Here is an 18,807-nt window from a genome sequence, read left to right as displayed (position 1 = left end):
GTTGCGCGGGAGTCGACCAGGGGCCGTTCGGGTGGCTCAGGCGGCGCGGCCGGCGAGCACCTGCTCGTAGTGCCCGACGAGCCGCTCGGTCAGCGAGTGCCAGGAGCGCCCGGCCACCATCTGCGCCCCGGCCCGGCCCATCCGGTCCCGCAGCGCCGGCGAGGCGACCAGCTCGGCCGCGAGCGCGCTCATCGTGGCCGGGTCGTCCGGGTCGTAGAGGTAGCCAGTCTCGCCGTGCCGGACGAGGTCGAGCGGGCCGCCGACGGCCGGTGCGAGCACCGGCAGCCCGCTGGCGGCGGCCTCCTGCAGGGTCTGCCCGAAGGTCTCCTTGGTACCGGTGTGCACGAAGAGGTCCATCGCGGCGTAGGAGCGGGCGAGCGCGTCGCCGGTCATCGGCCCGAGGAAGGCCGGCGGCAGGTTGGGCCGATGCCGGCTGGTGGCCACCGCCTCGGCGAGCCGGGCACCGAGCTCGTTGCGGCTGGGGCCCTCGCCGACGAGCACCAGCCGGGTGCCGGGCAGCCCGGCCAGCGCGACGAGCCGGTGCAGCTCCTTCTCCGGCGCCAGCCGACCGACGTAGCCCAGCAGCACCTCGCCGCCAGGCGCCAGCGCACGCCGCAGGTCGAGGGTGCGCGGGTCGTCCTGGTGCCCGGGGTGGAAGAGGCGGGTGTCCACGCCGCGGCCCCACAGGTCGGTGCGCGGCACCTCGTGCCGGCGCAGCTCCTCGAGGGTGGGGCGGCTCGGGGCGAGGGTGAGGTCGGCGCGCGAGTGCAGCCGCCGCACCCAGCGCCAGGTGGCCTGCGAGGCGCCGCGGCCCAGCGCACCCGGTCCGTGCTGGCGCACGTAGCTGGGCATGTCGGTCTGGTAGACCGCCACCGTGGGCAGCCGCAGCCGCTCCGCCTGGCTGACCCCGCCGGCGCCGACGAGGAAGGGGGAGGCCAGGTGCACCACGTCGGGGTCGAAGTCGCGCAGCGCCCGGCGCACCCCGGCGGTGGGCAGGCCGGCGCGGAAGCCGCGGACCGGGACTCCCGGCAGGGTGCGCACCCGGTGACCGGCGAAGGTCGTCGGCGCCGGGCCGGGGGCGACGATGGTCGCCTCGTGGCCCAGGTCGCGCAGGCTCTCGGCGACCCGGCAGACGCTGGTGGTCACGCCGTTGAGACTCGGCAGGAAGGACTCGGTGACGATAGCGATCCTCACGAGATCCCAGGCTCGCGCCGCCAGGTGTCCCAGGCGGTGGCCGTGAGGTGGGTGGCGGATGAGCAGCAGGTGACGTCTTGGCGCCGCCATCTCGGCTACGGTCGGGCGCCATGAGCGATACGGACGACGCGCTGGCCCGCTTCTGGGCGGTCATCCCGGCCGGCGGTGCCGGCACCAGGCTGTGGCCGATCTCGCGGGCCGGGTCGCCGAAGTTCCTGCACGACCTCACCGGCGCCGGTCGCACCCTCATCCAGCTGACCGTGGACCGGCTGCAGCCGCTGGTGGGGGAGCGGGTCGTCGTCGTCACCGGTGCCCGGCACGTCGCGGCGGTGACCGATCAGCTGCCCGGGGTGGACCGGGAGAACGTCATCGCCGAGCCGTCCCCGCGGGACTCGATGGCAGCCATCGGGCTGGCGGCGGCGGTGCTGGAGCGGCGCGACCCGGAGGCGGTGCTCGGCTCCTTCGCCGCCGACCACGTCATCGAGGGCGAGGCCCGCTTCGACGCGGCGGTCCGCGAGGCGGTCGCGGTGGCCGCCGAGACCGAGCTGCTCGTCACCATCGGGATCCAGCCGACCTACCCGGCGACCGGCTTCGGCTACATCCAGATGGGCCGTGGCCTGCCGCGGCGGCGGACCGCCGCTCGGGTGCGGCAGTTCGTCGAGAAGCCCGACGCCCGCCGCGCCGCCTCCTACCTGGCCACCGGCGAGTTCCGGTGGAACGCCGGCATGTTCGTCGTCCGCGCCCGGGTGCTGCTGGACCTGCTGGCGCAGTGGCACCCCGAGCTCGCCGCCGGGCTGCGGGCGATCGCCGCCGCGCCGGAGGAGCTGGAGCAGCGCTGGCCGGAGCTGGAGAAGATCGCCATCGACAACGCGGTGGCCGAGCCGGCCGCCGACGAGGGCCGGGTCGCGGTCGTCCCCGGCGACTTCTCCTGGGACGACGTCGGCGACTTCAAGTCGCTGTCCACGCTGCTCGCCGGTGACGAGGCGGTGACCGTGGTCGGCGACCCGACCCAGGTCGAGGCGGTCGACGCCGGCGGTCTGGTGGTCTCCGAGTCCGGCCGGCTGGTCGCCGTCGTCGGTCTCGACGACGTCGTCGTCGTCGAGACCGACGACGCCCTGCTGGTGACCAGCCGGGAGCGGGCCCAGGACGTCAAGCGGGTCGTCGAGTCGCTGAAGGCGGCCGGCCGCGACGACCTGGTCTGAGCGGCCGACCCCGGTCGATAGCAGCCAGTCCGCACTGCGGTCCGCCTGGCAGACGACGCCGCTCAGCGGGTGGTGCGCCCGAGCCAGTTCGCCAGCTGCTCGGTCGGGCCGGCGTCGGCCGCGGGCTCGACCACGGGACCGAAGGGGACCCAGTCCTCGTCGCGGATGTGTGCCGGGACGTTCTGCTGGGCCACCGGCAGGACCTGCGCGGCGACGTCGGCCAGCGCCTCGGGGTCCTCGTCGATCGCGACGGCCAGGTCCCAGCCGTGCGCCAGGTGCTCCATGACGTAGCCGCCGAGGACCGCCCGGCCGGGCATCGTGCCCCACGGCGGGCTCAGCTCGCGGTCCAGCACCGCGTCGTCGGACCACTCCTGCCGGGCCTCCTCGACCGCCGCCGCGAAGGCGTCGCCGAGGTCGCCCTCGGGCAGCGGCAGCCGAGTGGGCAGACCCTCGACGTCGCCCCGCGCGGGCAGGGCGGCGACCCGTCCCTCGACAGCGAGCAGGTGCTCGACGAGGTCGGCGACGCACCATCCCTCGCACGGGGTCGGGCGGGTGAGCCGGTCGGCGTCCAGGCCGCGGACGAGGTCGGTGAGCCGGTCCTGGCTACGGGCCAGGACGGGGCGAAGGTCGGGTGCGCTCTGGGTCATCGGGTCCTCCTGAGAGTGGTCTGCGGTCGGCCGGTGCATCCCCGGCAGAACCACCTTCACCCCCGATAGGTGACGCGCTGTGTCATGTTTTCCTGACATCCTGATCGGGTGCGTGCCGACCGGTTGCTGCAGCTCGTCGGGCTGCTGCGTGCCCACGAGCGGATGAGCGCCGCCGAGCTTGCCCGCCGACTCGAGGTCAGCCCCCGCACGGTGATGCGGGACATCGAGGCCCTCTCCGCCGCCGGGGTGCCGGTCTACGCCGAGCGCGGCCGCAGCGGCGGCTACGCGCTGCTGCCGGGCTACCGGCCGGACGTCGAGGAGCTCACCCCCGGCGAGGCGCGGGCGCTCTTCGTCGCCGGGGGACCGGCCGTGGCCGAGGCGCTGGGGCTCTCCGGCGAGCACGAGGCGGGCCTGCGCAAGCTGGCCACCGGCCTGCCCAGCCACGAGACCGGCCGGATCGGTCGGGCCCTGGACCGGCTGGTCGTCGACCCCGGCGGCTGGAGCGGGGTGCGCCACCAGCCGGCACTGCTGCGCACCCTGGCCGGTGCCGTCGAGGCCGATCGACGGGTGCGTGGCAGCTATCGCGCCGCGTCCTCCCGCTGGGGCGGCCGGCGCACCCTCGACCCGTGGGGCCTGGTCCTGGCCGGGAACAGCTGGTACCTCGTCGCCGCGCACCGCGGGCGGCCGCACACCTACCGGGTGGACCGCTTCGAGACGCTGGAGGTGCTCGACGAGCCGTGCCGGCGGCCCCCGTCGGTGGACCTGCTGGCCACCTGGCGGGAGATCCGCGACCGCTGGCAGGGCCGGCCGGCGGTCCGGGTGGTGCTGCGCGTCCGCAGCGACCAGGCCGACCTCGCCCGGCGCCAGCTGGCGATGGTGCTGCGCGGCCCGGTGGAGAGCGCGCCGGACGGGCCCGAGCACCAGCGGCTGACCGCGCCGGTGGGCAGCCTGCGCGGGCTGGCCGGGGTGCTGGCCGGCTTCGGCAGCTGGGTCGAGGTGCTGGAGCCGCCGGTGGCGCGGGAGATGATGCGCCGGGTCGCGCAGGAGACGCTGGCCGCGCACGCCGGCTCGGAGTCGGGCACCGATCAGCCCGACACGGAACAGTGCGACACCGATCGGCACGGCACCGATCAGCACGACACCCACGAGCCCACGTCCGGGCGTGCGTCGGGCGCCACCACGGCGTCGGTAGAGTCGCCCGGGACATGAACGCACCCCTCGCCCCGACGCTGCTGCGCGTCATCGACCGGCTCCTGCCCGAGCTGATCGACGTCCGGAGGGACCTGCACGCCCACCCCGAGCTCTCCTTCGAGGAGCACCGCACCACCGAGGTCATCCGGGAGCGCCTTACCGGGGCCGACCTGCGGATCAGCACCGTCTCCGACACCGGCCTCGTCGTCGACCTCGGTGACGAGCAGCCGCTGCGACGGGTGGCGCTGCGCGGCGACATCGACGCCCTGCCGGTCACCGAGCGCACCGGCCTGGACTGGTCCTCGACCCGGCCGGGGGCCTGCCACGCCTGCGGGCACGACGTGCACACCACCGTGCTGCTCGGCGCCGCGCTGGCCCTCTCCGAGGTCGCCCAGGAGCTGGCCGCGCGCCGGGTCGGGGTGCGGCTGATCTTCCAGCCCGCCGAGGAGAAGATGCCCGGTGGGGCCGCCTCGCTCGTCTCGGCCGGGGTCATGTCTGGCGTCGACACCGCCTACGCGGTGCACTGCGACCCCTCCATCGACGTGGGCGAGGTCGGGCTGCGCGAGGGGCCGCTCACCGCGGCCGCCGACCGCTTCGTCGTCTCGGTCCGCGGCTCCGGGGGGCACACCTCGCGGCCGCACCTGACCCAGGACCTCACCTTCGCCCTCGCCAAGATCGTCACCGAGGTGCCGGCGATCCTCAGCCGCCGTCTCGACCCGCGCTCCGGCGCGGTGCTCGTCTGGGGGCGGGTCGCCGCCGGCGAGACGAACAACGTCATCCCCTCCACCGGGGTCGCCGAGGGCACCATCCGGCTGCTCGACGCCTCGCTGTGGGAGGGCATCGGCCCGCTGCTCACCGAGGTGGTCGAGGCGGTCGCCGCCCCCTACCAGGTGGCGGTGCACGTCGACTTCGTCCGCGGCGTCCCGCCCGTGGTCAACGACCCGGGGGCCATCGCGGCGCTGGGCCGGGCGGCCATGTCGGCCGGGCTGCGCCCGGTGCCCACCCCGCAGAGCCTCGGCGGCGAGGACTTCGCGTGGATGCTGCACGAGGCCGAGGGCGCGATGGCCCGCCTCGGCACCCGCACCCCCGGCGGGCGCACCTACGACCTGCACCAGGGCGACCTCGTCGTCGACGAGCAGGCGGTCCGGGCCGGGACCGCGCTGCTGACCCTCGCGGCGGCCGGTGAGTGGACGCGCGTGGATCACGGCCCTGTCCCGGTCTCATAACGGTGCTCCCGCGGGTGGTGGAGCCTTCCACGACCCGACGTACCATCCCCGGGATGGGCACGCGGGTGCCCCACCACCCCTGTGAAGAAGGAGAGCACCTTGCGTCCGACCGTGAAGGCTGCATCGATCATGTCCGTGGGCGCGCTCGCCCTCGCCGGCTGCGGGAGCAGCGACTCCGCCAGCGGCGGCGACGACACCGCCGGCGGCGCCTCGAGCGACATCAAGGCCTGCCTGGCGTACGACGTGGGTGGCCGTGGCGACCAGTCGTTCAACGACAGCGCGGCCAAGGGCCTGGACCAGGCCGCCGACGAGCTGGGCGTCGAGATCGACGAGGTCGAGGCCCAGCAGGGCGAGAACGACGCCGCCCGCACCGACCGGCTCGACCAGCTCGTCCAGGCCGGCTGCACCAACGTCATCGCCGTCGGTTACATCTACGCCAAGGCGATCGGGCAGGCCGCCGAGGCCAACCCCGACATCAGCTACGCGATCATCGACGACGCCTCCGAGGACTCCACCGCCGACAACGTCGCCCAGCTGACCTTCGCCGAGAACGAGGGCTCCTTCCTCGTCGGCGCGGCCGCGGCGATGAAGTCCAAGAGCGGCAACATCGGCTTCATCGGCGGCACCGACGTGCCGCTGATCAACAAGTTCGAGGCCGGCTTCGAGGCGGGCGCGAAGGCGGTCGACCCGGAGATCGAGGTGCAGTCCCAGTACCTCGCCGACGACGGCTCCGGCTTCGCCGACCCGGCGAAGGGCGAGACCGCCGCCGAGGGCCAGTTCGACCAGGGCGCCGACGTCATCTTCCACGCGGCCGGTGGCTCCGGGGCCGGTGTCTTCAAGGCCGCCAGCGAGGCCAACCAGATGGCCATCGGTGTCGACTCCGACCAGGCGCTGACCGCCGAGGAGGGCGTGCGCGACGTGATCATCACCTCGATGGTCAAGAACGTCAACGTCGCCGTCTTCGACTACGTCAAGGCCGCCACCGAGGGTGAGCAGCAGTCCGGCAACATCGTCTTCGACCTGCAGGCCGGCGGCGTGGGCTACTCCACCACCGGCGGCAAGATCGACGACATCACCAGCGACCTCGACGACTACAAGCAGCAGATCATCGACGGCGAGATCACCGTCCCCGAGAGCTGATCGCGCTGGCACCGTCGGCCCGGACCCCGCCCCCGGTGGGCGCGGTCCGGGCCGACGGCGTGCCGGGTGGCGCTAGTCTCACCCCTGCCCGGTGCGCCCCGGGCCCTGCCCGCACCACGAGGAGGCCGACATCAGCACGGCAGCCAGCACCCCGTCCCCGAGCGCGGGTGACGCTGTCCCCGCGGTGCGGGTCGAGGGCATCACCAAGCGCTTCCCCGGGGTCGTCGCCAACAAGGACGTCACCTTCTCCGCGGCGCGCGGCAGCGTGCACGCCATCGTCGGCGAGAACGGCGCCGGCAAGTCCACCCTCATGAAGATCCTCTACGGGGTCCAGCGACCCGACGAGGGCACCATCGAGGTGGACGGCTCGGCCGTCGAGATGCGCTCCCCGGCCGATGCGATCCGGCAGGGGATCGGCATGGTCTTCCAGCACTTCATGCTCGCCGACAACCTCACCGTCGCCGAGAACGTCGTGCTCGGCGCCGAGGGCATGCACGGCATCGGCGGCGGCGCGCGGGCCGAGATCGACCGGCTCTCGCAGGCCTACGGGCTGGACATCGAGCCGGGCACCCTGGTGGGCGAGCTCGGGGTGGGCGCCAGGCAGCGGGTGGAGATCCTCAAGGTCCTCTACCGCGGCGCCCGCACGATCATCCTCGACGAGCCGACCGCGGTGCTCGTCCCGCAGGAGGTCGACGAGCTCTTCGAGAACCTGCGCGGCCTCAAGGCCGAGGGCCTGACCGTCATCTTCATCTCGCACAAGCTCGACGAGGTGCTCTCCGTCGCCGACGCGGTCACCGTCATCCGTCGCGGCAGCACGGTCGACACGGTCGACCCGGCGGAGGTCACCGCGCACCAGCTGGCCGAGCTCATGGTCGGCAGCGAGCTCCCCACGCCGGCCACCGAGGAGTCCACGGTCACCGACCGGGTGGTGCTGCAGGTCCGTGGCGTCACCCTGGCCGGGGGAGCCGGCAGCCGCCGCGACCTGCTCGACGACGTCGACCTGACCATCCGGGCCGGCGAGGTGCTGGGCATCGCCGGCGTCGAGGGCAACGGGCAGGCCGAGCTCGTCGAGGTGCTCATGGGCATGCGCCCGGCCAGCCGCGGCAGCGTCGAGCTCGAGGGCCAGGACGTCTCCTCCTGGAGCGTGCGGGCGATCCGCGAGGCCGGGGTCGGCTACATCCCCGAGGACCGGCACCGGCACGGCCTGCTGCTGGACGCCCCGCTGTGGGAGAACCGGGTGCTCGGGCACCAGACCCAGGCCCCCAACGCCGGCCACGGCATGATCACCGCCGGACCGGCGAAGGCGGACACCGAGCGCATCGTGCGCGAGTACGACGTGCGCACCCCGAGCATCCACGTCACCGCCGGCTCGCTCTCCGGAGGCAACCAGCAGAAGCTCATCGTCGGCCGCGAGATGAGCCACCAGCCCACCGTCCTCGTCGCCGCCCATCCCACCCGCGGCGTCGACGTCGGGGCGCAGGCGGCGATCTGGGACCAGATCCGCGAGGCCCGACGCGAGGGCCTGGCGGTGCTGCTGATCAGCGCCGACCTCGAGGAGCTCATCGGGCTCAGCGACACCATCAAGGTCATCCTGCGGGGCCGGATCACCGGCGAGTTCGACCCGGACACGGTGACCAGCCAGGAGCTCGGCAGCGCGATGACCGGCGCCGGGAAGGACGCGTCATGACCCTCAACCTGCGGCGCCTGGGCCTGACCCTGGCCGCGCCGGCGCTGGCGATCGTCGTCGCCTTCATCATCACCAGCCTGGTGCTGGTGGCCGTCGGCGACCCGGTCGGCCTGGTCTGGCAGACCCTGCTCACCGAGCCCCGGCCGCGGACGATGGTCAACATCGTCAACAGCGCGGTCACCTACTACATCGCGGCCGTCGCGGTGGCCATCGGCTTCAAGATGAAGCTCTTCAACATCGGTGTCGACGGGCAGTACCGGATCGCCACCTTCGCCGCCGCGCTGGTCGCCGGCCACGCCTGGCTGCCCGGCCCGCTCAACGTCATCCTCGCGCTGCTCGTGGCGATGGCCGTCGGCGCCGTGTGGGCCGGCATCGCCGGCTGGCTGAAGGTGACCCGCGGGGTCTCCGAGGTCATCTCGACGATCATGCTCAACACCATCTCCGCGGGCCTGGTCGCCTGGGGGCTGCGCAGCTGGGGCTCGCGCGCCGAGGGCAGCAACGCCCGCAGCACCACCGAGATCCCCGAGTCCAGCCAGCTCGACGGTCTGGCGCTGGTGCCGGACACCCCGGTGCGCGTCTACACGCTCCTGCTGCTGGCGGTCGTCGTCGGCCTCGCCTACTGGTTCGTCATCAACAAGACCCGCTTCGGCTTCGACCTGCGGGCCACCGGCGAGTCCGAGACCGCCGCCGTGGCCAGCGGGGTCAAGGTCAAGCGGATGGTGCTCATCGCCATGCTGGCCTCCGGAGCCGTCGCCGGGCTGATCGGGATGCCGGCCTTCTTCGGCCTGGACCACGCCTACGGCGCGAACTTCCAGGACGGGGTCGGCTTCGTCGGCATCGGGGTGGCCCTGCTCGGCCGCAACCACCCGGTCGGCATCGCCTTCGCCGCGCTGCTGTGGTCCTGGCTGGAGAAGGCCAGCGACGGGCTGCAGCTGCAGGCGGACGTCTCGCCGGCGCTGGTCTACATCATCCAGGGCACCATCCTGCTCGCCGTCGTCGTCGCCTACGAGGTGGTCCGCCGGATCGAGCAGCGGATGGAGCAGCGGCAGGTGGCCGCCGAGCTCGACGCCCCCGCCGCGACCGAAGGAGCCTCGGCATGAGCAGCGACCTGCAGGTCGGCGCCAGCACCGCCGCCCCGGCCGCCCGTCGGCGCCGCGCCCCGCTGTGGGTGTGGCTGCTCGGCATCGCCGCGGCCATCGTGCTGCTCTCGTCGATCCGGCTCATCACCGGACGCGGCGACATCGCCTCCTCCGGCACGCTCAGCGCCGCGCTGGCCGCGGCCATGCCGATCGCCTTCGCCGGTCTCGGCGGGCTGTGGGCCGAGCGGGCCGGGGTGATCAACATCGGGCTCGAAGGGATGATGATCCTCGGGACCTGGGGGGCCGCCTTCGGCGCGCTCAACGGCGGCCCGTGGACGGGGGTGGTCGGCGCGATCGTGTGCGGCGCCCTCGGCGGGCTGGTGCACGCCCTGGCCACGGTCACCTTCGGCGTCGACCACATCGTCTCCGGCGTCGCGCTGAACATCGTCTCCCTCGGCGTGGCCAGCTATCTCGCGGCGCGCTTCTTCGGCGAGCTCGAGGGCGGCAGCGACGTGCAGTCGCCGCCGCTGCCCGCGCTGCCCAAGCTCGAGGTGCCCTTCATCAACGAGCCGCTGGCCGACGTGGAGTCGCAGGGCTGGTTCGTCGTCTCCGACGCCGCGGCCCTGCTCCGGGCGCTGACCGGCGGGCTCTCGGTGCTCACCGTCATCGGGCTGCTGCTCATCGTCGGCACCTACCTCGTGCTCTGGCGCACCCCCTTCGGCCTGCGCATCCGCGCCTGCGGCGAGTCCCCGGTCGCGGCGGAGACCCTCGGCGTCAACGTCTACCTCTACAAGTACGTCGCGGTGACCATCTCCGGTGCGCTGGCCGGTCTCGGCGGCGGCTTCCTGGCGATGGTCGCCTCGAACATCTACCGCGAGTCCCAGGTCGACGGGCGCGGCTACATCGGTCTGGCGGCGATGATCTTCGGCAACTGGCGCCCCGGCGGGCTGCTCATGGGCTCGGGGCTCTTCGGGTACATGGACGCGCTGCAGCTGCGGGGCGGCGGGGCCGGGCTGCACGCCCTGCTGCTGCTCATCGCGCTGCTCCTGGTGGTCATCGGCGTCTGGCAGGTGGTCCGCAACGGGCGCGCCCTGCAGGGCGGCGTCGCCATCGCCGCCGGCGTGCTCGTCGGGCTGCTCTGGCTGCTCACCGACACCGTCGTCGCCGACGTCACCAACTTCGCCCCGCACCTGACCACGCTGCTCGTGCTCGCCCTGGCCAGCCAACGGCTGCGACCACCCGCGGCCGTGGGCAAGGTCTACCGCCGCGGCGAAGGGAACTGACGTGGCACCCGCCGCGCTCGACGCGCTCGACGAGGCGGGCTGGCAGCGGCTGCACGCCCTCGCCGTCGAGGCGATGGGCACCGCCTACGCCCCCTACTCCGGCTACCCGGTCGGGGTGGCGGCGCTGGTCGACGACGGCCGCACGATCTCCGGCTGCAACGTCGAGAACGCCGCCTACGGGGTGGGGCTGTGCGCCGAGTGCGGCCTGGTCAGCGAGCTGCACCGCGGTGGCGGTGGGCGGCTGGTCGCGGTGTGGTGCGTCGACGGCTCCGGCCGCACGATCATGCCCTGCGGCCGCTGCCGCCAGCTGCTGTGGGAGCACGGCGGCGCCGACTGCCGGATCCAGACACCGGCCGGCGAGCAGGGCCTGGACCAGGTGCTGCCGCAGGCCTTCGACGCCACGGCACTCGGCTCCGAGCCGGTCGCCGGCCAGGACACGGCAGCGAAGGGGGAGGCGTGAGCGAGGCGCACGACGCCGTCGACATCATCCGGGCCAAGCGGGACGGCACCGGCCTCGCCGACGCCCAGATCGACTGGGTGATCGACGCCTACACCCGCGGGGCGGTCGCCGAGGAGCAGATGTCGGCGCTGGCGATGGCCATCCTGCTCAACGGGATGACCCGGGCGGAGATCTCCCGGTGGACCGCGGCGATGATCGCCAGCGGCGAGCGGATGGACTTCTCCGCGCTGTCCCGCCCGACCGCGGACAAGCACTCCACCGGCGGCGTCGGCGACAAGATCACCCTGCCGCTGGCCCCGCTGGTCGCCGCCTTCGGGGTGGCCGTGCCGCAGCTCTCCGGCAGGGGCCTGGGGCACACCGGCGGGACCCTGGACAAGCTCGAGGCCGTGCCCGGCTGGCGGGCCGACCTGAGCAACGCCGCGATGATGCGCCAGCTGGGGGAGGTCGGCGCGGTGATCTGCGCCGCCGGCTCCGGGCTGGCCCCGGCGGACAAGAAGCTCTACGCGCTGCGCGACGTCACCGGGACCGTCGAGGCGGTGCCGCTGATCGCCTCCTCGATCATGAGCAAGAAGATCGCCGAGGGCACCGGTGCGCTCATGCTCGACGTCAAGGTCGGCTCCGGGGCCTTCATGAAGACCCGTGAGGACGCCACCGAGCTGGCCCGGACCATGGTCGATCTCGGCACCGACGCCGGGGTCTCGACGGTCGCCCTGCTCACCGACATGTCCACCCCGCTCGGACGCACCGCCGGCAACGCGCTGGAGGTGCGCGAGTCCGTCGAGGTGCTCGCCGGTGGCGGCCCGGAGGACGTCGTCGAGCTCACCGTGGCCCTGGCCCACGAGATGCTCGCCGCGGCCGGCCGCGAGGTGGCCCGCGACGAGGTCGCCGCCGCGCTCGGCGACGGCCGGGCGATGGACGTGTGGCGGCGGATGATCGCCGCCCAGGGCGGCGACCCGGACGCGGCGCTGCCGGTGGCCCGGGAGCGGGAGGTGCTCACCGCGGAGGCCGACGGCGTGCTGACCGCGATGGACGCCTTCGCCGTGGGCGTGGCCGCCTGGCGCCTCGGCGCCGGTCGGGCGCGCAAGGAGGACCCGGTGCAGGCCGGGGCCGGGGTCGAGCTGCACGCGGTGGTCGGCGAGCCGGTCCGGGCCGGTCAGCCGCTGCTCACCCTGCACACCGACACCCCGGAGCGGTTCGCGCGGGCCCGGGAGGCGCTCGCCGGGGCCTGGAGCATCGGCGACCAGGCTCCTGCCCGCCGCACCGTCGTGCTCGACCGGATCTCCGCGGAGGGCTGACGCCCACGGCCGCTCCCGCTCAGAGCCCCGCGCTGATCCGCGCGGCCGAGCGCGCCACGGCCGTCCCGAGGTCGGCGAAGCGGTCGGCGGTGATCCGGCTGCTCGGTCCGGAGACGGAGACCGCGCCGAGCGGGAGACCGTCGTGGCCGACGATCGCCGCGCCGAGAGCGGTGATCCCGCTGGAGAGGCCGCCCACGTTGATCGACCACCCCCGCTCGCGGATCTCCTCGAGCCGGGCGCGCAGGAGCACGGGGTCGGTGATCGTGCCCGACGTGCGCGCGTCCAACGGTCGCGCGGTCAGACGATCCACGACGAGGTCGGTGCTGGCGGCGAGGTAGGCCTGCCCGGTGGCCGATGCGTGGTACGGGATGCGTTCTCCCAGAGGGAGGAAGGCGCGCAGGTGGTGCGGGGTGTCCAGCCGCTCCAGGAGGACGAGGTGGTCGCCGTCGGGTGCGGTGAGGTGGACGGTCTCGGTGGTGGCGTGCTGCAGCGCGCTCATCTCGGGCAGCGCCGTCTCGCGCAGACCGTGGCGACCGTCCACCTGACCGGCCACGCGCAGCGCGCGGTAGGTGAGCACCCACCGCGTGGGGGAGTCGTCGGTCGCCCGCAGCCAGCCCACCTCGGCCAGGGTCAGCAGCATGCGCTGGGTGGTGCTCTTGGGCAGCCCGACCGCACGCGCCACCGCCGTCAGCCCGGCCGGCTGCAGGTCGGCCACGGCCTCCAGCACGAGGAAGGCGTTCTGCACGCTCGTCGTCGCCACCCGTTGCACCCCTTCCACGGCTGCACTACGGTACGCCCGCGGTCCAATAGATGACACATTGTGCCATCAGGTGGACCGTGATGTCAGCACCGGCATCAGCGAACCGGGACAAGGGAGTCTCCATGACCGCTCAGCTCGTCGCGCTGGGGATCTTCGTGGCGGTCTTCGCCATCGGCGCGATCCGCAACGTCAACATCGGGATCGTCATGTTCCCCTTCGCCGCGGCGGTGGGTCTGAGCCTGGCGGACATGGCCCTGGAGGACGTGATCGGCGGCTTCCCGCTGTCCATCCTCGTCCTGCTCGTCGGGGTCACGTACTTCTTCGGCATCGCCCACAGCAACGGCACCATCGAGTGGGTGGTGGCCGCGACCATCGCCAAGGTCAGCGGACGCGACCGGCTCTACCCGCTCGTCTTCTTCCTGCTCACGGCGATGATCTCGGCGATGGGTGCCCCGCTGGGCGGCCTGGTGGTGGCGCCGGTGGGGATGACGGTCGCCGCGCGCCGCGGCCTCGATCCGATGCTCATGGCCCTGGCGATGGGCACCGGGCTGAGCGCCGGAGCCTTCATGCCCACCAGCCTCTTCGGGATCATCACCTGGGGCACCGCGGACGCCGCCGGGATCGAGCTGAGCCCGCTGCTGCTGGCGGCCGTGGCGATCATCGCCAACCTCATCCTGCTGGCGGTCGCCTATCTCCTCTTCGGTCGCGGGACCGTCGCGGCCGGCACCGCGGCCGAGACCGTGGTCCCCGCCGGGGCCGCTGCCGGCGGGTCGCCGACCGGCCGACCGCTGAGCCGCTACGGCCAGTCCTCGCTGGTCGTCCCGTCGGACGCCGACACCGGGGCCGACACCGAGGCGCCGGCCCCGTTGACCCGCGTCCAGCTGCTCACCCTCGTCGCCATCGTGCTCCTCGTGGCCACCGTCGTCGTGCTCAGCATCACCGGCCACGAGCCAGACATCGGTGTGCTCGGGTTCGCCTTCGCCGCGCTGCTGGCCGTCGTCGACCCGGACGCCGGGAAGAGCGCCACCAGCCGGATCGACTGGGGCTCGGTGCTGCTTGTGGGCGGGATCATCACCTACGTCGGGGTGCTGACCGAGATGGGCGTCCTGGACATGCTCGGCGAGAGCGCGGCGGCCATCGGCACCCCGCTGCTGGCCGCGGTCCTGCTGTGCGCGGTGGCCGGGCTCGTCTCCGCCTTCGCCTCGACCACCGGGATGCTGGCGGCCCTGGTGCCGCTGGCGCTGCCGCTCATCGGGGACAGCTCGATCCCGGGCTGGGCGATGATCTGCGCCATCGGCGTCTGCTCGTCGATCGTCGACGTCTCGCCCTTCTCCACCGTCGGGGCCACCTACGTCGCCGCCGCCGAGGAGGCCGACCGGCCACGGATGACGAAGCTGCTCAGCGTCTGGGGCCTGTCGATGGTCGTCATCGGGCCGCTGGTGCTCACCCTCACCCTGATCATCCCTGGCATGGTGCTCGGATGACCCCCACGACCACCCACCTGCTGACCGGTCTGCTGGACGGCCCGGACCTGCCCGACGTCGTCGAGATCGACGGCGTGACCCTCTCCCGGGAGAGGCTGGTCGGTGCGGCCGCGGCCTGGGCCGCGTCGCTGCCCGACGAGGGGCCGGTCGCGGTGCTCGCCGAGCCGCGCCCGGAGACCCTGGTCGCGGTCGTCGGCGGTCTCCTCGCCGGCGTGCCGGTGGTGCCGGTGCCGCCCGACGCCGGGCCCGGCGAGGTCCGGCACGTGCTCACCGACTCCGCAGCCACCGCATGGGTCGGGTCCGCGCGGGACGGGGTCGACCTGCCGCAGGTCCCGGTCCGGCTCGACGTCTCCGGCGGGCTGCCCCCGTCGCCGGCTCCGGACGCGGCGGGGATCATCCTCTACACCTCGGGGACCACCGGTGCCCCGAAGGGGGTGGCGCTGACCCATCGAGCGCTGGCGGCCGGCCTGGACGGCCTGATCGACGCCTGGGACTGGACGGCAGCGGACGTGCTCGTGCACGGGCTGCCCCTCTTCCACACCCACGGGCTCTGCCTCGGGGTCCTCGGGCCGCTGCGGGTCGGGGGGAGGCTGCGGCACACCGGGCGCCCCCGTCCGGAGCGCTACGCCGAGACCAGCGGCAGCATGTACTTCGGCGTGCCGACGGTCTGGTCCCGGATCGCCGAGGACCCCGCGTCGGCCCGGGCCCTCTCCTCGGCCCGACTTCTGGTCTCCGGCAGCGCGCCGCTGCCGGCGCCGGTCTTCGACCGGGTCGCGGCGCTGACCGGTCAGGCGCCGGTGGAGCGCTACGGGATGACCGAGACGATGATCACGCTCAGCGCGCGGGCCGACGGCGAGCGTCGGGCCGGCTGGGTGGGGCTCCCGGTCCGGGGGGCGCGCACCCGCGTCCGCGGCGAGGACGGGGCGCCGGTGGCCCCCGACGGGCAGAGCATCGGTCGGCTCGAGGTCACCGGCCCGATGGTCTTCGACGCCTACCTCGGCCGTCCGGAGGCGACGGCGGAGTCCTTCACCGACGACGGCTGGTTCGTCACCGGCGACCTGGCGGCGGTCGACGAGACCGGCTTCCACCGGATCGTCGGACGCGAGTCGGTCGACCTCATCAAGTCGGGCGGCTACCGCATCGGGGCCGGCGAGATCGAGACCTCGCTGCTGGCCCGGCCGGAGGTGGCCGAGGTGGCGGTGGCCGGGGTCGCCGACGCCGACCTCGGGCAACGCATCGTCGCCTGGGTCGTCCCCAGCGGAACCGCCGACGAGCCGCTCGCCCGGGCGCTCGTGGAGCACGTCAGCACCGACCTCTCCTGGCACAAGCGGCCGCGCGAGGTGCGCTTCGTCGCCGAGCTGCCGAGGAACGCCATGGGGAAGGTCGTCAAGAAGTCCCTGATCGAGGAGTGAGCGGTCGGTGGTGGTCGGTGCCTGGCCCTAGGGTGTCGCCATGCCCCCCACGACCCAGATCGCCGCGAGCACCGGAGACGACCCTGCGGGTGGCGCCGCCGCCCCCGTCGAGCTGACCTGGGAGCGGATCCGCTCGCTGCCGAAGGTGCTGCTGCACGACCACCTCGACGGCGGGGTGCGCCCGGCGACGGTCCTGGAGATCGCCGACGAGACCGGCCACGAGCTGCCGGTCAGCGGCGACGAGCGCACCGCCGAGGGCCTCGGCGAGTGGTTCCGCCGCGCGGCCGACTCCGGCTCGCTGGAGCGCTACCTGGAGACCTTCGTGCACACCGTCGGGGTCATGCAGACCGCGCAGGCGCTGCACCGGGTGGCCAAGGAGTGCGTGCTCGACCTGGCCGCCGACGGCGTCGTCTACGCCGAGTCCCGCTACGCGCCGGAGCAGCACCTCGAGGGCGGGCTGAGCCTGGAGGAGGTGATCGAGGCGGTCAACGCGGGCTTCCGCGACGGCGAGCGCGAGGCCGCGGCGGCCGGGCGCCCGATCGTCGTGCGGGCGCTGCTGACGGCGATGCGGCACGCCGCCCGCTCCGCCGAGATCGCCGAGCTGGCCGTCCGCTACCGCGACCACGGGGTGGCCGGCTTCGACATCGCCGGGGCCGAGGCCGGGTTCCCGCCGAGCCGTCACCTGGACGCCTTCGACCGTATGAAGGCGGACAACGCCCACTTCACCATCCATGCCGGGGAGGCCTTCGGCCTGCCGAGCATCTGGGAGGCGCTGCAGGTGTGCGGCGCCGACCGGCTCGGCCACGGGGTGCGGATCGTCGACGACATCGCCCTGGGGGAGCAGCCGGCGGCGGACGACCCGGTGGCCGCCGCGGCCGCGGTGACCGACGGCAGCGACCGGCTGCGGCTGGGCAGCCTGGCCGCCTTCGTCCGGGACACCCGGGTGCCGCTGGAGATGTGCCCGCACAGCAACGTGCAGACCGGCGCCGCCCGCTCCATCGCCGAGCACCCGATCACCCTGCTGGCGCGGCTGCGCTACCGGGTCACCCTCAACACCGACAACCGGCTGATGAGCGGGACCTCGATGACCCAGGAGATGTACGCCCTGGTCACCGAGACCGGGTGGACGCTGCAGGACCTGCGCTGGGTGACGACGAACGCGATGAAGTCGGCCTTCCTGCCCTTCGACGAGCGGATGGTGCTCATCGAGGACGTCATCAAGCCGGTCTACGAGGTCCTCGGGGCGCAGTGACGTCGTCGCCGGGCGGGACGCAGCAGCTGCGCAGCGGTGCAGCAGACGTGCAGCGACGCGGTGGCCCGCGTCTGGCTCAGTAGCCCTCTCCGGCGGGCACGTCCTGACCCGGCTCGGGGACGACGAGCTCGTCGGCGGCCAGGGCCTCCGCCTCGGCGAGCAGGGCCGCCGTGCTGGACGTGCCGATCCGGGTGACCCCTTCGGCGAGCATCGCCAGCAGGGTCGGGATGTCACGGACCCCGCCGGAGGCCTTGACCTCCATCCGCTCCGGGGTGCGCGCCCGCATCAGGCGCACGTCGGGCAGGGTGGCGCCGCCGCCGGCGAAGCCGGTCGAGGTCTTGGTGAAGTCGGCCCCGGCGTCCGCGGCCGCCCGGCAGGCGTCCACCGTCTGCTGCTCGTCCAGCAGCGCGGTCTCGAAGATCACCTTGACGAGCACGCCGGCCTCGTGGCCGACCTCGACGACCGCGGCGATGTCGTCGCGGACCGCGGTGAGGTCGCCGCCGCGCAGCCGGCCGACGTTGAGGACCATGTCGAGCTCGGTGGCGCCGTCGGTCAGCGCCTGCCGGGCCTCGGCCACCTTCGCGGTCGTGCTGGTGGTGCCGTGCGGGAAGCCGATGACCGTGCACACCGCGGTGCTGCTGCCCTCGACCTCGCCGATGGTGGCCGCCGCGAGGGCGACGTCGCTGGGCCGCACGCACACGCTCCAGATGCTCCGACCGGCCAGCTCGCGCACCGAGTCCGCGACCTCGTCCGGGGTGAGCTCGGGCTTGAGCAGGGCGTGGTCGACGAGGTCGGCGACGTCACGGGTGGTGATCGTCGTGCCGGGGGCGTAGGCGGGCCGGCGGTCCGGGACGGCAGGGGTCATGACGGCGAGCCTACGGGTCCGGACAGCGCCCGCTCGACCTGGCGCGGGGAGGCCGGGCGGGCGCCGCGGGCCACCAGCGCGGCGACCACGGCCGGCTCGTCGCGCAGCAGCCGCAGCCCCCGGCGCAGCAGGGTCAGCGGCGGCTTGCGCCGCTCCCGCAGGTCGCGCACCAGCCGCAGCGCGAAGGTCTGCAGCCGGTGGTGGCGCACGCACCAGGCGGAGTGCAGCAGGCCGTCTGCACGCAGCCGGTCGACGATCTCGGCGGCGAAGATCCCTTCGGCGACGACGAGGTCGTCCGGTGCGGCGGTGATCTCGCGGTGCCCGACCGCCCGGCTGGTGGCGATGTCGTAGTCCGGGGTCCGGGTGCACCCCGTGCCGACCAGCTCGGCCAGGGCGTGGCAGGCCGCCTGCGCGTCCCAGCTGGCCGGGTCGTCCCAGTCCGGGATGCCCAGCTCGGGACTCAGCGGGAGGTCCGGGTCGTCGCCGTCGCGGTAGAAGTCGTCCAGGCGGACCACCGGCCACCCGTGCGCGGCGTGCAGCCGGTCGGCGAGCCGGGACTTGCCGGATCCGCTGGGTCCGGCCAGCAGGACCACCCGGCCGACGGGGGAGGGGGCGCCGGTCATGGGGCGG

At 74.0% G+C, this 18,807-nt stretch carries 17 protein-coding genes; 12 read left to right on the top strand and 5 right to left on the bottom strand.

Annotation, left to right across the window (positions count from 1 at the left end; genetic code table 11):
* Nucleotides 1-36: 36 nt before the first annotated feature.
* A complete protein-coding gene (locus BJY28_RS00875) occupies nucleotides 37-1,194 on the bottom strand; it encodes a glycosyltransferase family 4 protein (protein ID WP_343036890.1) in 1,158 nt (385 codons plus the stop codon).
* 110 nt (nucleotides 1,195-1,304) lie between these two features.
* On the opposite strand from BJY28_RS00875, the gene BJY28_RS00870 reads away from it, so the two are divergent.
* Nucleotides 1,305-2,396 carry a mannose-1-phosphate guanylyltransferase gene (locus BJY28_RS00870; protein ID WP_179461333.1) on the top strand — a complete coding sequence of 364 codons (1,092 nt, stop codon included), beginning with the start codon at nucleotides 1,305-1,307 and terminating at the stop codon, nucleotides 2,394-2,396.
* Between the two features lie 62 nt (nucleotides 2,397-2,458).
* Here BJY28_RS00870 and BJY28_RS00865 read toward each other — a convergent pair whose 3' ends face one another.
* Nucleotides 2,459-3,043 carry a TIGR03086 family metal-binding protein gene (locus tag BJY28_RS00865; protein ID WP_179461332.1) on the bottom strand — a complete coding sequence of 195 codons (585 nt, stop codon included), beginning with the start codon at nucleotides 3,041-3,043 and terminating at the stop codon, nucleotides 2,459-2,461.
* 108 nt (nucleotides 3,044-3,151) lie between these two features.
* Here BJY28_RS00865 and BJY28_RS00860 point away from each other — a divergent pair, with 108 nt between their 5' ends.
* The 8 genes from BJY28_RS00860 to BJY28_RS00825 all read left to right on the top strand — a co-directional run bounded on the left by BJY28_RS00860 (nucleotide 3,152) and on the right by BJY28_RS00825 (nucleotide 12,404).
* Nucleotides 3,152-4,252: a WYL domain-containing protein gene (locus tag BJY28_RS00860; protein WP_179461331.1), complete on the top strand. Its 1,101-nt coding sequence runs from the start codon at nucleotides 3,152-3,154 to the stop codon at nucleotides 4,250-4,252.
* Entirely contained in the window at nucleotides 4,249-5,460 is a 1,212-nt protein-coding gene (locus BJY28_RS00855; protein ID WP_179461330.1) for an amidohydrolase, read from the top strand. The genes BJY28_RS00860 and BJY28_RS00855 overlap by 4 nt, the downstream gene beginning before the upstream one ends.
* 111 nt (nucleotides 5,461-5,571) lie before the next feature.
* Nucleotides 5,572-6,600, top strand: a complete 1,029-nt coding sequence (locus BJY28_RS00850; RefSeq protein WP_343036889.1) for a BMP family lipoprotein — start codon at nucleotides 5,572-5,574, stop codon at nucleotides 6,598-6,600.
* Nucleotides 6,601-6,691: 91 nt separating this feature from the next.
* Nucleotides 6,692-8,287, top strand: a complete 1,596-nt coding sequence (locus BJY28_RS00845) for an ATP-binding cassette domain-containing protein (RefSeq protein WP_179461328.1) — start codon at nucleotides 6,692-6,694, stop codon at nucleotides 8,285-8,287.
* Nucleotides 8,284-9,387: an ABC transporter permease gene (locus BJY28_RS00840; RefSeq protein ID WP_179461327.1), complete on the top strand. Its 1,104-nt coding sequence runs from the start codon at nucleotides 8,284-8,286 to the stop codon at nucleotides 9,385-9,387. Before BJY28_RS00845 ends, BJY28_RS00840 begins: the two co-directional genes overlap by 4 nt.
* Nucleotides 9,384-10,649, top strand: a complete 1,266-nt coding sequence (locus BJY28_RS00835; RefSeq protein WP_179461326.1) for an ABC transporter permease — start codon at nucleotides 9,384-9,386, stop codon at nucleotides 10,647-10,649. The genes BJY28_RS00840 and BJY28_RS00835 overlap by 4 nt, the downstream gene beginning before the upstream one ends.
* A 73-nt stretch (nucleotides 10,650-10,722) precedes the next feature.
* Nucleotides 10,723-11,109: a cytidine deaminase gene (locus BJY28_RS00830; RefSeq protein ID WP_179463858.1), complete on the top strand. Its 387-nt coding sequence runs from the start codon at nucleotides 10,723-10,725 to the stop codon at nucleotides 11,107-11,109.
* Complete coding sequence (locus tag BJY28_RS00825; RefSeq protein WP_179461325.1) at nucleotides 11,106-12,404, top strand: thymidine phosphorylase; 1,299 nt, start codon at nucleotides 11,106-11,108, stop codon at nucleotides 12,402-12,404. The genes BJY28_RS00830 and BJY28_RS00825 overlap by 4 nt, the downstream gene beginning before the upstream one ends.
* A gap of 19 nt (nucleotides 12,405-12,423) precedes the next feature.
* Here BJY28_RS00825 and BJY28_RS16705 read toward each other — a convergent pair whose 3' ends face one another.
* A complete protein-coding gene (locus BJY28_RS16705; protein WP_179461324.1) occupies nucleotides 12,424-13,164 on the bottom strand; it encodes an IclR family transcriptional regulator domain-containing protein in 741 nt (246 codons plus the stop codon).
* Nucleotides 13,165-13,286: 122 nt separating this feature from the next.
* Between BJY28_RS16705 and BJY28_RS00815 the strand changes: the two genes are divergently transcribed.
* The 3 genes from BJY28_RS00815 to BJY28_RS00805 are packed head-to-tail and all read left to right on the top strand — an operon-like array spanning nucleotide 13,287 to nucleotide 17,312.
* The gene (locus BJY28_RS00815; RefSeq protein WP_179461323.1) at nucleotides 13,287-14,648 is read left to right on the top strand and encodes an SLC13 family permease; all 1,362 of its coding nucleotides are present in this window, start codon (nucleotides 13,287-13,289) and stop codon (nucleotides 14,646-14,648) included.
* Nucleotides 14,645-16,060 carry an acyl-CoA synthetase gene (locus BJY28_RS00810; protein WP_179461322.1) on the top strand — a complete coding sequence of 472 codons (1,416 nt, stop codon included), beginning with the start codon at nucleotides 14,645-14,647 and terminating at the stop codon, nucleotides 16,058-16,060. The genes BJY28_RS00815 and BJY28_RS00810 overlap by 4 nt, the downstream gene beginning before the upstream one ends.
* A 40-nt stretch (nucleotides 16,061-16,100) precedes the next feature.
* A complete protein-coding gene (locus BJY28_RS00805) occupies nucleotides 16,101-17,312 on the top strand; it encodes an adenosine deaminase (protein ID WP_179461321.1) in 1,212 nt (403 codons plus the stop codon).
* A 76-nt stretch (nucleotides 17,313-17,388) separates the two neighbouring features.
* Here BJY28_RS00805 and deoC read toward each other — a convergent pair whose 3' ends face one another.
* Both deoC and BJY28_RS00795 read right to left on the bottom strand, forming a co-directional pair.
* Nucleotides 17,389-18,177 carry a deoxyribose-phosphate aldolase gene (gene deoC, locus BJY28_RS00800; RefSeq protein ID WP_179461320.1) on the bottom strand — a complete coding sequence of 263 codons (789 nt, stop codon included), beginning with the start codon at nucleotides 18,175-18,177 and terminating at the stop codon, nucleotides 17,389-17,391.
* Nucleotides 18,174-18,800, bottom strand: coding sequence for a uridine kinase family protein (locus tag BJY28_RS00795; RefSeq protein WP_179461319.1), 627 nt, complete (start codon nucleotides 18,798-18,800; stop codon nucleotides 18,174-18,176). Before BJY28_RS00795 ends, deoC begins: the two co-directional genes overlap by 4 nt.
* Nucleotides 18,801-18,807: the final 7 nt, after the last annotated feature.

The sequence above is a fragment of the Janibacter alkaliphilus genome, from assembly GCF_013408565.1.
Classification (GTDB): domain Bacteria; phylum Actinomycetota; class Actinomycetes; order Actinomycetales; family Dermatophilaceae; genus Janibacter; species Janibacter alkaliphilus.
This window is presented reverse-complemented; position numbering and strand designations above follow the sequence as displayed.

Coding starts and splice junctions, on each gene's coding strand:
- BJY28_RS00870 (WP_179461333.1), top strand. CDS start 1,305: ATGAGCGATACGGACGACGCGCTGGCCCGCTTCTGGGCGGTCATCCCG.
- BJY28_RS00865 (WP_179461332.1), bottom strand. CDS start 3,043: ATGACCCAGAGCGCACCCGACCTTCGCCCCGTCCTGGCCCGTAGCCAG.
- BJY28_RS00855 (WP_179461330.1), top strand. CDS start 4,249: ATGAACGCACCCCTCGCCCCGACGCTGCTGCGCGTCATCGACCGGCTC.
- BJY28_RS00840 (WP_179461327.1), top strand. CDS start 8,284: ATGACCCTCAACCTGCGGCGCCTGGGCCTGACCCTGGCCGCGCCGGCG.
- BJY28_RS00835 (WP_179461326.1), top strand. CDS start 9,384: ATGAGCAGCGACCTGCAGGTCGGCGCCAGCACCGCCGCCCCGGCCGCC.
- BJY28_RS00830 (WP_179463858.1), top strand. CDS start 10,723: ATGGGCACCGCCTACGCCCCCTACTCCGGCTACCCGGTCGGGGTGGCG.
- BJY28_RS00815 (WP_179461323.1), top strand. CDS start 13,287: ATGACCGCTCAGCTCGTCGCGCTGGGGATCTTCGTGGCGGTCTTCGCC.
- BJY28_RS00810 (WP_179461322.1), top strand. CDS start 14,645: ATGACCCCCACGACCACCCACCTGCTGACCGGTCTGCTGGACGGCCCG.
- BJY28_RS00805 (WP_179461321.1), top strand. CDS start 16,101: ATGCCCCCCACGACCCAGATCGCCGCGAGCACCGGAGACGACCCTGCG.
- deoC (WP_179461320.1), bottom strand. CDS start 18,177: ATGACCCCTGCCGTCCCGGACCGCCGGCCCGCCTACGCCCCCGGCACG.
- BJY28_RS00795 (WP_179461319.1), bottom strand. CDS start 18,800: ATGACCGGCGCCCCCTCCCCCGTCGGCCGGGTGGTCCTGCTGGCCGGA.